This is a genomic window from Paenibacillus puldeungensis, from assembly GCF_042678945.1.
GTDB lineage: Bacteria > Bacillota > Bacilli > Paenibacillales > Paenibacillaceae > Fontibacillus > Fontibacillus puldeungensis.
Map to the genome: position 1 here is coordinate 26224 of NZ_JBHTLM010000004.1, position 14860 is coordinate 41083.

At 48.9% G+C, this 14860-nt stretch carries 11 protein-coding genes; all 11 read left to right on the forward strand.

The window, feature by feature from the left end; translation table 11 throughout:
* The first annotated feature begins 1 nt into the window (after position 1).
* The 11 genes from ACFQ3W_RS06965 (at position 2) to ACFQ3W_RS07015 (ending at position 14837) form a co-directional block, all read left to right on the forward strand.
* Positions 2-997, forward strand: a complete 996-nt coding sequence (locus tag ACFQ3W_RS06965; protein WP_379318616.1) for an ABC transporter ATP-binding protein — start codon at positions 2-4, stop codon at positions 995-997.
* A complete protein-coding gene (locus ACFQ3W_RS06970; RefSeq protein WP_379318032.1) occupies positions 994-1941 on the forward strand; it encodes an ABC transporter ATP-binding protein in 948 nt (315 codons plus the stop codon). The genes ACFQ3W_RS06965 and ACFQ3W_RS06970 overlap by 4 nt, the downstream gene beginning before the upstream one ends.
* Before the next feature lie 404 nt (positions 1942-2345).
* On the forward strand, positions 2346-3983 hold the full coding sequence (bshC, locus tag ACFQ3W_RS06975; RefSeq protein ID WP_379318034.1) for a bacillithiol biosynthesis cysteine-adding enzyme BshC: 1638 nt from the start codon (positions 2346-2348) through the stop codon (positions 3981-3983).
* A 12-nt stretch (positions 3984-3995) separates the two neighbouring features.
* A complete protein-coding gene (locus ACFQ3W_RS06980; protein ID WP_379318036.1) occupies positions 3996-5258 on the forward strand; it encodes an adenosylhomocysteinase in 1263 nt (420 codons plus the stop codon).
* A gap of 400 nt (positions 5259-5658) precedes the next feature.
* On the forward strand, positions 5659-6096 hold the full coding sequence (gene mraZ, locus ACFQ3W_RS06985) for a division/cell wall cluster transcriptional repressor MraZ (protein WP_379318618.1): 438 nt from the start codon (positions 5659-5661) through the stop codon (positions 6094-6096).
* A gap of 83 nt (positions 6097-6179) precedes the next feature.
* The gene (rsmH, locus tag ACFQ3W_RS06990) at positions 6180-7154 is read left to right on the forward strand and encodes a 16S rRNA (cytosine(1402)-N(4))-methyltransferase RsmH (protein ID WP_379318038.1); all 975 of its coding nucleotides are present in this window, start codon (positions 6180-6182) and stop codon (positions 7152-7154) included.
* Position 7155: 1 nt separating this feature from the next.
* The gene (locus ACFQ3W_RS06995) at positions 7156-7542 is read left to right on the forward strand and encodes a hypothetical protein (protein ID WP_379318040.1); all 387 of its coding nucleotides are present in this window, start codon (positions 7156-7158) and stop codon (positions 7540-7542) included.
* An 84-nt stretch (positions 7543-7626) separates the two neighbouring features.
* Positions 7627-9843 carry a penicillin-binding transpeptidase domain-containing protein gene (locus ACFQ3W_RS07000; RefSeq protein ID WP_379318042.1) on the forward strand — a complete coding sequence of 739 codons (2217 nt, stop codon included), beginning with the start codon at positions 7627-7629 and terminating at the stop codon, positions 9841-9843.
* Positions 9844-9920: 77 nt separating this feature from the next.
* Positions 9921-11873 (forward strand): stage V sporulation protein D, encoded by a 1953-nt coding sequence (locus tag ACFQ3W_RS07005; protein ID WP_379318044.1) that lies wholly within the window; start codon positions 9921-9923, stop codon positions 11871-11873.
* 76 nt (positions 11874-11949) lie between these two features.
* Complete coding sequence (locus ACFQ3W_RS07010; protein WP_379318046.1) at positions 11950-13440, forward strand: UDP-N-acetylmuramoyl-L-alanyl-D-glutamate--2,6-diaminopimelate ligase; 1491 nt, start codon at positions 11950-11952, stop codon at positions 13438-13440.
* A complete protein-coding gene (locus tag ACFQ3W_RS07015) occupies positions 13440-14837 on the forward strand; it encodes a UDP-N-acetylmuramoyl-tripeptide--D-alanyl-D-alanine ligase (RefSeq protein WP_379318620.1) in 1398 nt (465 codons plus the stop codon). Before ACFQ3W_RS07010 ends, ACFQ3W_RS07015 begins: the two co-directional genes overlap by 1 nt.
* Positions 14838-14860: the final 23 nt, after the last annotated feature.

Here is a 14860-nt window from a genome sequence, read left to right on the forward strand (position 1 = left end):
GATGGAGCCGATATTACAAGTTAAAGATTTGCATGTTTCCTTCTCAGTCAGAGGCGGAGAAGTGAAAGCTGTCCGCGGTATGAACTTTGAAGTAGGAAAAGGGGAAACGGTTGCGATCGTCGGCGAATCCGGCAGCGGCAAAAGCGTCACGGCCCAAACGATCATGCGTCTGATTCCGTCCCCTCCGTCAATCATTAAGCAAGGTGAAATTATTTTCCAAGGGCAAGACCTTTTGAAAAAAAGCGACAAGCAAATGGAATCGATTCGCGGTAAAGATATTGGCATGATTTTCCAAGACCCGATGACATCACTGAATCCTACGATTAAAGTAGGCCGACAAATCACGGAAGTATTAATCAAACATCAGAAAATGGCAGCGGGTGAAGCGAAAGAAAAGGCCATTGAGATGCTGAAGCTTGTTGGCATTAAAAATGCGGAAGCCCGCTTTAACCAATACCCTCATGAGTTCTCCGGGGGCATGCGGCAGCGTGTTATGATCGCCATCGCTCTTGCTTGCCGGCCGGCTCTTCTCATTGCAGACGAACCAACGACAGCGCTTGACGTTACGATCCAGGCGCAAATTATGGATGTTATGAAAGAAATGCAATCGCATCTCGGTACTTCTATTATTTTGATTACTCATGACCTTGGTGTTGTGGCTGGCATGTGTGATCGCGTCATCGTTATGTATGCTGGTGAAGTGGTGGAAACCGGAACGAAGTGGGAAATATTCAAAAATCCGCAGCATCCATACACAAAAGGCTTACTGCGTTCTATGCCTCGGTTGGACCAAAAGAAGGGTGAGCCACTCATTCCGATTATCGGAACGCCGCCTGACCTGATTAAGCCGCCGCTTGGCTGTCCGTTTGCCGCACGCTGCGACCATGCGATGAAGATTTGCACCCGTATTGATCCTAGTGCTACCGTATTTAGCGAAACACATATGGCTCGCTGCTGGGAACTTCATCCGATGGCCAAGGAGGGGCAGTCATCATGAGTATTGGCAAAACGTTGATCGAAGTAGAAGGACTTAAGAAGTATTTTAATGTTGGCGGAGGCAATGTTCTGAAGGCTGTCAACGACATCAGCTTTTCGATTGCCGAAGGTGAAACACTAGGCCTCGTGGGCGAATCGGGCTGCGGCAAGTCGACTGCAGGTCGGACGATTCTTCGTCTGTATGAGCCGACTGCCGGCAGCGTTCATTTTAACGGAACGGACATCAATAAGCTGTCTCCGAAAAAAATGAAAGCGATGCGCCGCGATATGCAAATGATTTTCCAAGATCCTTATGCCTCTTTGAACCCACGTTTTACGGTTACGGATATTATCGGTGAAGCTTTGGACATTCACGGTTTGGCCGGGTCTCGGGCAGAACGAAAAAAACGCGTTGAAGAGCTGCTCGATATGGTCGGTTTGAATCCGGACCATGCGACTCGCTACCCGCATGAATTTTCAGGGGGCCAACGTCAACGGATCGGGATTGCTCGCGCGCTTGCGGTGAACCCGAAGTTTATTATTTGTGACGAACCAATTTCAGCACTGGACGTATCCATTCAAGCACAGGTTGTCAACCTGTTGAAGGATTTGCAAGATCGTCTCGGCTTAACTTACTTGTTCATCGCGCATGACTTGTCGATGGTGAAGCACATCAGCGACCGGGTCGCCGTTATGTATTTGGGCCGGATCGTGGAAATGGCGGAAAGTGAAGAGCTGTACTCGAACCCACTCCATCCATACACGAAGACTCTTCTATCCGCGATTCCGATACCAGATCCGGAAGTTGAAGAGAACAAGAAACGGATTCTTCTGGAAGACAACGCGGAGGGTCCGATTCAATCGGCTAAAGTTAGTGGAGTCGGTGGAGGTATGTTCGATCTGGAAAATTCCGAACTGGTTGAAGTGTCCAAAGGTCACTTCGTATCGATGCCTAAAAAAGGCTAATCTTATGTCAGATAGAAACTCCTGCAGCATGTTTAGTGGCTGTAGGAGTTTTTTATTTTGCAAAAATGAATATAGTTCATGGGAGTATGCTTAAGTAAATAAACACAAGAATTGGGACCTAGATCTGCTTGGTGGTGATAGAGCGGGTCGCCGAACAAAAGAGGCGATGGGCATGGAGTGAGTAAGCGAAAGTCGATTAGAGCCTTATGTCTAATTCACTTTCCTCTGCGAATACGTATGGTTCAGACAAGGACTTAGCCGCCGGCCCAGTTTTCCTTATTGAGCAGGATCGTCAGCGGAGCTATTCTATCTTTTTGCATAAGCTTTGACCTTTGACGCAGGAGCGGAACATCCGGTACAATCAAGTAAGGTTTTATGGGAATGAACAGGAGGAAAATAACCTGATGAATATTAAGCGGGAGCTACTGCCGTCTACACAGCCGCTGGCCGAAGCATATGTTGATAACTTCGTTGCGGTAGAGTCTTTGTATGAAAATGATCCGACGTCGGAGGAAAGCTGGCTCCAGCGGATCAAATGGCTTGATGAATCAGAGCATAAGCGGGTAGCCCGAACGGCTTTAGTCAGTCAGCTTAGGAAATATAATTTACGCTTTAATCCTCATCAAGCGGTTCAGCAGTCGCTGGACCAGCTCGAGCAACAGGGAACGAGTGTCATTGTCGGAGGGCAGCAAAGCGGATTGTTTACCGGGCCGCTGCTTGTGATCTACAAGGCGGTGACGATTATTAAAGCGGCTAAAGCTGTGGCGAGCAAGCTGGGTCGACCGGTCATTCCGGTGTTTTGGATTGCTGGAGAAGACCATGACTGGGATGAAGTAAATCATGCTTATTTTTTATCCTCTGAATTGCAGGTAAAACGCACACGTATTTCACGCGCGGAGGAAACCCGGCTCTCCGTCAGCTTAACCCAGGTGAGTACAGAGGAATGGGAATACGCGCTGGCTGAGATAGAGCAATTATTGCCAGGCAGCGAATTCAGGTCAGGGTTAATGGAGCTCCTCAAGGATTATTCGGGAGGCTCATCAAATCTGTCCGAATGCTTTGCCAAGCTGATGGGGAACTGGTTCGGAAAACACGGTTTAGTGTTAATGGATTCGGCCGATCCTGAGCTGCGCAAGCTGGAGGCACCTATTTTTGAGTCGATGATTCTCAAGAACGATGCGCTTAGATCGGCTTATCACGAATCTGCTCGTGATCTCGGTTTGCTGGGCTATGAGCCGCAAGCTGAGGTTGCTGAGGATGGGGCTAACATTTTTTACATAAGCGAACAGGAGCGGCTGCTGCTGTTTAAGCGGGAAGGGCGTTTCAGCGACAGAAAGGGCAAAGTATCTCTTTCAGCCGAGGAATTGCTGGCAGAGCTGCGTAATCACCCTGAGCGCTTCAGCAACAATGTACTAACCCGTCCGTTGATGCAGGACAGTGTGCTTCCCGTGCTCGGTGCCGTTCTGGGGCCGGGTGAGATTGCTTATTGGGCGTTAACGCGCAAGGCCTTTCACCAGCTAGAACTAAAAATGCCACTATTATTGCCCAGGGAATCATTTACCGTTGTAGAGGGAACGCTTCAAAAATATATGGAGAAATATAGTTTAACTTGGGATGAGGTTAGGGATCGGGACGTTTTTCATCAAAAACGTGAAGCTTGGCTAGCCAAGCAGGATTCGCTGCATATCGACTCCCGGTTCGATGAAATCAAGCTGAGCTTTGCAGGTATGTATGATCCGCTCATCGAGCAGCTTGGCGAAATCCAAAACGGGCTTCTGAAACTCGGCGCTGCGAACCGGGACAAAATAATCGATCAGATCGAGTATTTACGCAGTAAGGCGATGGATGCGCTGGAGAAGAGTAATGAGGCGGGTCTGAGACACTGGGATCGAATCGAGTTATCTCTGTTCCCCTTGCACAAGCCGCAGGAGAGGGTATACAATATCTTCTATTATTTGAACCGATTCGGCATGGACTGGATCGACGGTTTATTAGATATACCTTATGAAGTTACAGGCAAGCACCGAATACTTTATCTCTAGGAGGATTATTCAATGAGTTCACTTCAGAACAGTATCATCACAGACTTGAAGCTGGCACCGGAGGGGCATTTGAAAATCGATTGGGTCGAAGCGCATATGCCGGTCTTGGGAAGAATCCGTAAGCAGTTTGAAGCGGAGCAGCCTTTTAAAGGGCTCAAGGTCGCAATCTCCCTGCATTTGGAGGCAAAAACGGCTTACCTGGCAAAGGTTGTTCAGGCTGGCGGCGCCGATGTAACGATCACCGGCAGCAATCCTTTGTCGACACAAGATGATGTGTGCGCTGCTCTCGTTGAGGATGGGGTAACGGTATATGCCAAATACAATCCGGAACCCGAGGAATATAAAGCTTTGATGATCAAAGCGCTGGAAACGAAGCCGGATCTGATCATTGACGACGGTGGCGACCTTGTTACTATCCTGCACTCCGAACGGCCGGACCTGCTGGAAAATGTACGCGGCGGCGCGGAGGAAACGACTACCGGCATTTTGCGCCTAAAGGCGATGGACAAAGAGGGCAAGCTGAAATTCCCGATGGTTGCGGTGAACGATGCATATTGCAAATATTTGTTCGACAACCGCTACGGAACGGGCCAATCGGTTTGGGACGGGATCAACCGTACGACAAACCTAGTGGTTGCTGGAAAAACTGTCGTTGTCGTGGGATACGGCTGGTGCGGTAAGGGCGTAGCAATGCGGGCAAAAGGCTTAGGGGCAAATGTTGTCGTTACCGAGGTGGATGCCATCAAAGCCGTAGAAGCTTACATGGATGGCTTCCGCGTTATGCCTATGCTCGAAGCTGCCAAAATCGGGGACTTCTTTGTGACCGTGACTGGTAACCGTGATGTCATTCGTGGCGAACATTACGATGTCATGAAAGACGGGGCGATATTGTCCAATGCCGGGCATTTTGACGTAGAGGTTAATAAACCGGAGTTAAAGGAACGCTCCAGTTCTGTACGGACCGTTCGCCGCAACATCGAAGAGTACCAGCTTAAAGACGGACGGAAAATGTATCTGCTGGCGGAAGGCCGTTTGGTCAATCTTGCAGCAGGCGACGGCCATCCGGCCGAAATTATGGACATGACGTTTGCGCTTCAGGCGTTGTCGCTGAAATATGTCAACGATTGCTACAAAGAAATCGGCAATACGGTCGTAAACGTGCCTTACGAGCTGGATGAGCAAGTAGCACGCTTCAAGCTGGAAAGCCTTGGCGTGGGTATTGACGCGCTTTCCGCCGAACAGAGTGCGTATCTGGATAGCTGGCAGGAGCATTAAAATGTGCTAGGCGGAAGCTCTAAAAGGGCAACCTCCGCGAGTTTAAGCTAAACGAGCCCCTCTTTCCCAATGAATTGGTCTGGGAAAGAGGGCTTTTTGCTGTTCCACTCAGACGGAGGGAGAGTAACGCAGAGAACGTTTGGAGCTGAAGAAGCGAAGCGTTCGCCTTTGCCGCCGGATGATCACCTTTGTCAGGTGTCATCAGATTCAATCATCCGGCGGCAACAGCGATCGGAGGCCCAAACGTTTTTAAGTTACCAAGCGACCTCCGTCTTCTCTCCCACGTTTTAAAAAAAATATGAACTTTAGAAGGATTTTGCGACTAAATGCAGAATAGATACTTTTACAGTGGTGTAAAGTGGTGTAAAGTGGGGGAAAGAGGTAAGGAGTGAGTCATCCAATGTTTATGGGGGAATTCCAACATAGCATTGACGATAAAGGTCGGATTATCATACCGGCTAAGTTTCGTGATCTCCTCGGGACCTCTTTTGTTGTGACCCGCGGCTTGGACCAGTGCCTTTTTGTTTATCCGATGCAGGAGTGGGAAGTGCTGGAACAGAAGCTTAAGGCTTTACCGCTGATGAAAGCTGATGCGCGCGCGTTTACTCGCTTTTTTTTCTCTGGTGCCACGGAATGCGAGTGGGACAAACAGGGAAGGGTAAACCTGCCAAGTAATTTGCGCCAGTACGCCAAGCTGGAGAAGGATTGCGTCGTTCTCGGCGTATCTAACCGGGTTGAAATTTGGAGTAGAAATACATGGGAACAATACTTCCAGCAATCGGAGGAGACGTTTAACGAAATCGCCGAGAAGCTGGTCGACTTCAACTTCGACCTGTAATGTCATTTAGTCGGAAAGTCATATGATGTGTTGCCAAGTAGGTTTGTCTAAAAATTTGTTTCTAGGTCTGGAGGGCGTAAGTCTTGTTTCATCACATCACGGTACTCAAAGAAGAAGCAACAGAAGGGCTGCGCATTAAGCCGGACGGCATATATGTGGACTGTACTCTGGGGGGCGGAGGTCACAGCTCAGTCATTTTGTCCAAGCTAACAAGTGGCGGAAGGCTTATTGCCTTCGACCAGGACGATTGGGCGCTGGACAACGCTAAGGAGCGGCTAGCTCCTTATGCGGACAAATTAACCCTTGTAAAAAGCAATTTCCGTTACTTGGAGCAAAAACTACTTGAACTGGAAGGAATCCCACAGCTTAATGGTGTTCCCCAAGTAGACGGTATCCTGTTTGATCTCGGTGTTTCCTCTCCACAGTTTGACGAGGGGGAACGGGGATTTAGCTACAATGCCGATGCCCCGCTCGACATGCGAATGGATCAATCGGCCTCACTCACGGCAAGAGAGATTGTTAACGAGTGGCCTGAACGGGAAATTGCACGGATTTTATTTCAATACGGCGAAGAGAAGTTCTCAAGGCGTATCGCCAAAGTCATTGTAGAGAAGCGGCAGCAAGCTCTTGTTGAAACGACAGGTCAGCTTGTCGAGCTGATCAAGGAAGGCATTCCAGCGGCAGCCCGGCGTACAGGGGGACATCCTGCTAAGCGAAGCTTCCAAGCTCTGCGAATTGCTGTCAATGACGAATTAGGTGCTTTTGAGGAGGGCCTGCATGCGGCCATTCGATGTTTAGCACCGGAGGGAAGAGTATCGGTCATCACGTTTCATTCTCTGGAAGATCGTATTTGTAAACAGATTTTTGCCAGTTATGTTGAGAAGTGTACCTGTCCTCCTGATTTCCCAATGTGCGTGTGTGGAGGCAAGGGGCTGGTGAAATTGGTTAACCGGAAACCGCTTGTTCCGACCGAAGAGGAATTGGCTCACAATACCCGGGCGCGTTCAGCTAAGTTACGCGTGGCGGAGAAATTGCAAACCGTAGTGGAGGAAATGTGAAATGGCATATACACGGGGCAATCTGGCAGTTAAAGAGAAAGTAGCAGAACGCAGTTATCCGTCACAGCGCTATCGTGAAACTACGAAGGTCGTAACTCGCCGCTCTACGCTTCCGATTCGTGAGAAGCTGCTATATATGATGACAGTCGTGGTTTGTGTGGCCATCATGGGCGGTCTTTTGTTGCAAAATTCAACACTCTACAACATTAAACGGCAAATGTATAATTTGAATACGCAAATTCAGGCCATTAACGTTCAGGTCAAGGAAATGTCGATCCGCAAAGAAAAGCTGGAACAGCAAATACCTCAAGAAGCTGCCAAACTTGGATACGTTGAACCTGTAGAAGAAGGGTTTCATGTGAAGCTGCCTGCTGGGACTGATAACTAGTCGGTAATAGAGTAGAGAACAGATATCTTTGAGCAGGCGGAGGTTTGGTTCGGACAATAAATCATGATATGAAGAGGTAATGCCATGATTAAAAGAATAAAGCTTCGAACACTGCTAATAGGGGGATGTATTACCCTCTTTTTTGCTGTATTGATGGGTAGAACGTTTTGGATTCAGGTTGTCGAAGCTGATTTTTGGCAGGGGTATGCGGAAAAGCTTTGGTCCACGGAGAAAAAGCTGCCCGCCACCCGGGGAACGATTACCGATCGTAACGGCGATGTGCTGGCGGTAGACGCACCGGCCTATACGGTTGCGATCAATCCGAAAATCATTAATAAATTTGGTCTGCAGGATGAGATTGTAGAAGGCTTAAGCAAGCTTCTCGGCAAGGATGAGGGGGAACTCCGCGATCTCGTGAATGCCAAGATGGAAGACGGCGAATATTTTTCACAGCGTGAAGTGCGCAAAGAAGGCTGGAAGATTGATCAGGAGCTTAGCGATCGGGTAGAAGCTTTTAAAGATCAATTGCTGAAAGAGCATGAAGATCTAGATGACGTTGGAATTTATCTGGTTAAGCAGGAGAAACGTTATTATCCTAAGAACAGTCTGGCTTCGCATATTCTCGGTTATACTGACCGGGACGGAAATGCGAAATCCGGTCTTGAAGCGTATTATGACAAAGAGCTTAAAGGAAAAGAAGGGTCGATCCAATATAAAAAAGACGGCAAAGGCATTGAGATTCCGAAAGCAAGCGAAATTTACAAGCCTGCGCAAAACGGGAAAAACCTGCAGCTAACGATTGACGATACGATTCAGTATTACATCCAAGGGGCAATGCAGGAAGCTTTCGACCGGCTGAAGCCGATCAGTATGACTGTCATTGCGGCAGATCCGAAAACGATGGATATTCTGGGGATGGCGAATCTTCCAACCTATAATCCCAACGAATATTGGAACAATGTCGATCAGAAAAACTTCTACAACCATGCGGTTTATTCTGTGTACGAGCCAGGCTCTACATTCAAAATCGTAACCCTTGCAGGTGCGGTGCAGGAGGGGGTATTCAATCCAAATGCGACCTATATGTCCGGGAGAATTCGAGTACCCGGACGAACGATCCATGATATTAAAAAATCCGGTTGGGGCACGCTTTCATACTTGGATGGCGTAAAACGGTCTAGTAACGTAGCTTTTGTCAAGTTAGGGTATGAAATGCTAGGGCCTGAACGACTTAAAAACTATGTTGATCAATTTGGATTTGGTCAAAAGACAGGCATCGAGCTTCCTAGAGAAGCAGCGGGTATCGTGGATCCGGTACAACAGGCGGACTTTGCGGCCATGGCCTATGGACACGGCAAACTGCTCGTTACTCCGCTTCAGCAAATCGTTGCGGTCTCAGCAATCGCCAATGGCGGAAAGCTGATGGAGCCGCATATCGTCCAATCCATTACCGACCCGCAAACCGGAAAAACGGTAACGACGGAACCAAAGGTTGTTCGCCAGGTCATTTCACCGGATAAAGCAAAGGAAGTTGGCGGTTACTTGGAGCAGGTCGTATCGGACCAAAAGATCGGTACCGGACGGCATGCCTATATCGAAGGATACCGTGTAGCCGGCAAAACCGGTACTGCAGTCAAAGTTGTTAACGGAAAATATGACTATACGAAGCAAGTGGTTTCATTTATTGGATACGCCCCAGTGGACGATCCGAAGATTGCGGTTATCGTTGTGATTGACGAACCGAAGGACTCCGAGCTTGGCGGTGGAACTGCAGCGGCTCCAATATTTAAGAAAATTGTAAACCAATCTTTGCAATACATGGGTGTGCCGAAAAAGCTGCCTAGCGAAAAAGAAAATGATAAGCAACCTACTAACGGAATTCAGGTACCTGACCTGGTGAAGATGTCTGTACTGGATGCAAAAAACACATTGGCAAGCAAAGGCATCTCTTACTCGACACTAGGAAAAGGGACGGAAGTGATCTCGCAGTTTCCTAAGGCTGGAAGTACGCTAAAGACGGGCCAATTTATATACCTGTTGACGGAGAACGGAGGCAACATTAATATTCCGAACCTGAAGGGCGAATCGCTGCGCGATGCTATGGAACTGCTATCTGTGCTTAAAGTTCAGGTTGAGGCGAAAGGCCAGGGCTATATTGTCTCGCAGCAAGTGACCAAGGAGAACGGTGAACGGAAAGTTATTTTAACGCTTCAGCCCCCTGCCGAAAAAGCGGATCAGGAGACGGCTGGGCAAGATGATGACGGAGAGTCAAAGAAAGATAATACCGGAGCTTCTCCATAGCTTGTTCTAACCCCTGTTTGTCCTGAATATTCATGATAAAAAACGTTCATGTGTCAGGATGGATAGGGGGGCAACTTATGAAAATTTCAAAATTCACCGTCAGACGAAGACTGTTCTGGCTGTTACTGCTGCTTTGTTTGCTGTTTGTAGCTCTTGCTGTGCGTTTGGCCTATGTCCAGATTGGAAAAGGTGCTGAGCTCTCCGCTAAAGCGGAGGATTCGTGGCGTCGGAATATTCCTTATTCAGCGAAGCGGGGCGAAATTACCGACAGGAGCGGCAGTGTTCTCGCTTACAACATTACTACGCCAACGGTTATGGCGATACCGGTACAAATCAAAAATCCAGAGCAAACGGCCAAAAGCCTAGCTCCTTTGCTTGGAATGAGCGAGGATAAGATCCTTAAGACGATCACTAAGAAGCAATCTATAGTCAGACTACAACCCGGCGGACGTAAAATTACGATGGACAAGGCGCAGCAAATTCGTGATTTGGGTCTCCCGGGTATTGTTGTTGCCGAGGATAACAAAAGATATTATCCTTATGGAGAACTTGCCGCTCATATCCTGGGCTTTACCGGTGGCTACAATCAGGGACTTACCGGGATGGAGAGCAAATATGACAAACTGCTGAGCGGAATGAACGGCAGTGTATCCTATTTGTCCGATGCTGGAGGACGGCTAATGCCCGGATCCTCGGAAAAGTTCGTAAATCCGAAAGATGGACTCGATCTTACGCTTACAATTGACAAGTCCATCCAAAGTATCATTGAACGTGAGCTGGATCAGGCGATGGACCGGCTGCAGGCCAATTCTGCACTCACCATTGCGATGAATCCGAAGACGGGCGAAATTTTGGGAATGGCTGCAAGGCCCGGATACGAGCCCGGACAGTATCAAGAATATGATTCGGCAGTATATAACCGCAATTTGCCGATTTGGATGACTTACGAACCCGGATCTACGTTTAAGATCATTACGTTGGCAGCCGCTCTGCAAGAGAAAAAGGTAGATCTGCTAAATGAGCAATTTTTTGATCCCGGATATGTAAAGGTCGGCGGGGCTACGCTGCGTTGCTGGAAGCGGGGCGGACACGGAAGTCAGACTTTCCTGCAAGTGGTGGAGAACTCTTGCAACCCTGGATTTGTCACTCTCGGCCAAAGGCTGGGGAAAGAAACTTTGTTTAAATACATCAAAAATTTTGGGTTTGGGAGCAAAACTGGCATCGACTTAAGCGGGGAGGAGAACGGAATTTTATTTAAACTCCCTCAGGTTGGTCCTGTTGAGCTCGCGACTACTTCCTTTGGGCAAGGGGTATCCGTCACGCCTATTCAGCAGATAACTGCGGTTTCGGCCGCCATCAACGGGGGCAAGCTTTACAAGCCCTTTGTAGCTAAGGCCTGGACCAACCCGGAAACAGGTGAAGTTGTCTCGGAAAATGCTCCTACATTGGTGCGGCAAGTCATCTCAGAGGAAACATCCAAACAGGTTCGTTCCGCACTTGAGAGTGTCGTAGCGAACGGTACTGGGGGCAACGCATTCATTGACGGCTACCGAGTTGGTGGAAAGACAGGGACGGCTCAAAAAGTAATTAACGGCCGTTATTCGAAGAGTGAGCATATCGTGTCGTTTATCGGCTTTGCTCCGGCGGACGACCCTCAAATCGTCGTCTATACCGCTATCGACAATCCGAAGGGTATTCAGTTTGGTGGCGTCGTAGCTGCACCGATCGTGCGCAACATTCTCGAAGATGCTCTGGAATATATGAAAGTGCCGCCTAGGAAGGACCAGGTCGCCAAAAAGTACAAATACGGAGAGACACCGATTGTAACGGTTCCCGATTTGGTCGGGCATACAGCACAGGAGATTTATGAGGATTTGAACATGAATTTCAATTTGGCGAAGTCTGGTGCTGGAAACACCGTGATTAATCAAGCTCCTAAGGCTGGAGCAAGGGTGGAGCGAGGCTCAACGATACGTATTTATATGGGCAGCGAAGCCGAAGCGGAGGAATTACATGATCACAGTGAATAATTTTCCTGAACGCTGCCTTTTTTGGTGATAATATAGAATGAGTGTTTTTGTTGTAGAAACTGACGGAGGGGTACCTATGCTGCTAAAAGAACTATCATCTTACTTACTGGCTTCACAAATTCATGGTGACGGAAATACGAATTGCCGGGGGATTTCCATTGATTCTCGCAAGATTGAACCGGGCGATCTGTTCATATGCCTCCCAGGCCACACGGTAGACGGACACGATTATGCGAAGCAGGCTGCCGAGAAAGGGGCCGCGGCGCTAGTTGTGGAACGGTGGGTGGACGAAGTTTCGCTTCCTCAGCTCAAAGTGAAGGATAGCCGCTTAGCGATGGCTGTGCTGGGGAATGTATTCTTTCAAAAGCCTAGCGAACGGTTAAAAGTGATTGGTGTTACGGGAACAAACGGAAAAACGACGACGACTTATTTGATCGAAAAGATATTGCAGGACCGTGGGGAGTCGGTAGGACTTATTGGTACGATTCAACGGCGTTTTGCTGGGCAAACGTATCCGATGTCCGGCACGACGCCGGAATCGCTTGTTTTGCAACAATATTTACACGACATGGCTGATGGGGGGGCCTCTTATTGCGTGATGGAAGTATCCTCCCACGCTCTCGACCAAGGGCGGGTCAAAGGGACGAAATTCCGTACGGCCATTTTCACCAACCTGACCCAGGACCACTTGGATTATCACAAGACGATGGAAGAATATCGCAGCGCTAAAGGGTTATTCTTCTCCCGGCTCGGCAATCTGTACCCGGAGGATCCGAACGCTCGCAGCTATGCGGTGCTAAATGCGGACGATCCGGCCAGCCTTTATTTTGCCAAACAGACCGCGGTGGAGACCATTACGTACGGAGTTGAAAACGAAGCGGATATTCGGGCTACGAATATATCCATCACGGCAAAAGGGACTTCCTTCCACTTAGATACGTTTCAAGGAAGTACGAATATGACGCTGCGCATGGTCGGTAAATTTAATGTGTACAATGCTTTGGCTGCGGTTGCCGCCGGTTTGCTGGAGGGAATCACACTTGCGCAGATCAAAACGAGCCTGGAAGCCGTCAAAGGGGTAGAAGGCCGGGTTGAGGCTGTAGACGAAGGACAATCCTTTGCTGTCATTGTCGATTACGCTCATACACCGGATGGGCTTGAAAATGTGCTGAAAACGGTGAATGAATTCGCTCAGGGCCGCGTCATTTGCGTCTTTGGCTGCGGTGGAGACCGGGATCGTACGAAGCGTCCGATTATGGGGAAAATCGCCGCCAAATATTCGCAGCACGTCATCGTCACCTCGGATAACCCGCGAACGGAAAATCCCGATTCGATTCTAGTAGATATTGAACGCGGACTGATTGAAGACGGGGTTGATAAGAGCCAATACGAGCTTATTGTGGACCGGCATAAGGCCATTCAAAAGGCTATTGAAATGGCAAGCCATGACGATGTAGTATTGATTGCGGGGAAAGGTCATGAAACCTATCAATTGATCGGAACCGAAGTGCTCGATTTCGATGATCGGATCGTAGCAAAAGAAGCGATAAGGGGTTTGACAAAGTGATTACAAGAAACTTAGGGGAAATTGCCGCGATGTGCGGCGGACAGCTCAAGAGTGCGGGCGATTCCGACATTCAATTACAAGGCGTGGTCACCGACTCACGCCACATCACGAAGGGATGCCTGTTTGTGCCTTTGGCAGGAGAACGGTTCGACGGCCATCATTTTGCCGGCGATTGTCTCGCTGCCGGAGCAGGCGCAACGTTATGGGAGAAAACGAAAGGAACTCCTCCCGGTCCTGCCGTGATCGTAGACGATACTCTTGTGGCGTTGCAGATGCTGGCTAAGTCTTATCTTGGCCAAACCGGGATCAAGGTCGTCGGAATCACGGGAAGCAACGGGAAGACGACGACGAAGGATCTCGTGTATGCGCTGCTTTCCACGACATATAAGGTTCACAAGACGCAAGGAAACTTCAACAATCACATCGGCTTGCCACTGACCATTTTATCGATGCCAGAGGACACGGATATCGCTGTCCTGGAGATGGGAATGAGCGGTCGCTATGAAATAGAATTACTTTCGAAGCTGGCGGAGCCCGAAACAGCAGTGATCACCAATATCGGTGAGTCTCACCTGCTGCAGCTCGGGTCCAGGAAGGAAATCGCTCGGGCGAAATTGGAAATTCTCACGGGAATGAAACCCGGGGGATTGTTCATTTACAATGGGGACGAACCTTTGATCCGTCAGGTGCTTGGAGAGTCTGAGACGAAGAAGCCGGACAAGATGAAAACCACGACATTCGGCATGGAATCAGACAACGATGAATATCCTAGCGGGATCATGTTTTTGGCAAGCAGCACGCTGTTTACCTCACACGTTGGAGGTGGCGAGCCTTTGGAGCTGCCTTTGCTCGGAGAACATAACGTTTTGAACGCGTTGGCAGCTTTAACCGTTGCCCGTCATTACGGGGTTAGCGAAGCCTCCATCCGTGAAGGGCTAGGCCATGTGGAGCTTACCGGGATGCGAATCGAGTTAATCACCGGTAATAATGGCGTAACAATTTTAAATGATGCTTACAACGCCAGCCCTACGTCGATGAGAGCCGCTATTGGCGTGCTGGAAAAAATGAAGGGATACCGGCGAAAAATCGCAGTCCTTGGGGATATGCTTGAGCTTGGAACCTCTGAAGAGGCATATCACCGCGAAATTGGTGCTTCCTTGATGCCGAGTCAAGTGGATGAGTTGTTTGCGTATGGCGAGTTGGCTGCGCACATTGCAGATGGAGCTGCGGAACATTTGGAACCTGCAACCATTCATGCATATACTAATAAGGTTGAGTTGATCCGTCACCTCATCTCAATACTTCATCCTAAAGATATCGTTTTGATTAAGGCCTCCCGAGGGATGAAGCTTGAAGAAGTCGTAGATGCGGTAAAACAAAGCTCACTTGAACACTAAAACCGGCGAAAGGAGGGTGATCT

Bases quoted from the DNA above. Each gene is read 5' to 3' on its own strand.
- ACFQ3W_RS06965 (WP_379318616.1), top strand. From the start codon at position 2: ATGGAGCCGATATTACAAGTTAAAGATTTGCATGTTTCCTTCTCAGTC.
- mraZ (WP_379318618.1), top strand. From the start codon at position 5,659: ATGTTTATGGGGGAATTCCAACATAGCATTGACGATAAAGGTCGGATT.
- ACFQ3W_RS07000 (WP_379318042.1), top strand. From the start codon at position 7,627: ATGATTAAAAGAATAAAGCTTCGAACACTGCTAATAGGGGGATGTATT.
- ACFQ3W_RS06980 (WP_379318036.1), top strand. From the start codon at position 3,996: ATGAGTTCACTTCAGAACAGTATCATCACAGACTTGAAGCTGGCACCG.
- bshC (WP_379318034.1), top strand. From the start codon at position 2,346: ATGAATATTAAGCGGGAGCTACTGCCGTCTACACAGCCGCTGGCCGAA.
- ACFQ3W_RS07005 (WP_379318044.1), top strand. From the start codon at position 9,921: ATGAAAATTTCAAAATTCACCGTCAGACGAAGACTGTTCTGGCTGTTA.
- ACFQ3W_RS06970 (WP_379318032.1), top strand. From the start codon at position 994: ATGAGTATTGGCAAAACGTTGATCGAAGTAGAAGGACTTAAGAAGTAT.
- ACFQ3W_RS07010 (WP_379318046.1), top strand. From the start codon at position 11,950: ATGCTGCTAAAAGAACTATCATCTTACTTACTGGCTTCACAAATTCAT.
- ACFQ3W_RS06995 (WP_379318040.1), top strand. From the start codon at position 7,156: ATGGCATATACACGGGGCAATCTGGCAGTTAAAGAGAAAGTAGCAGAA.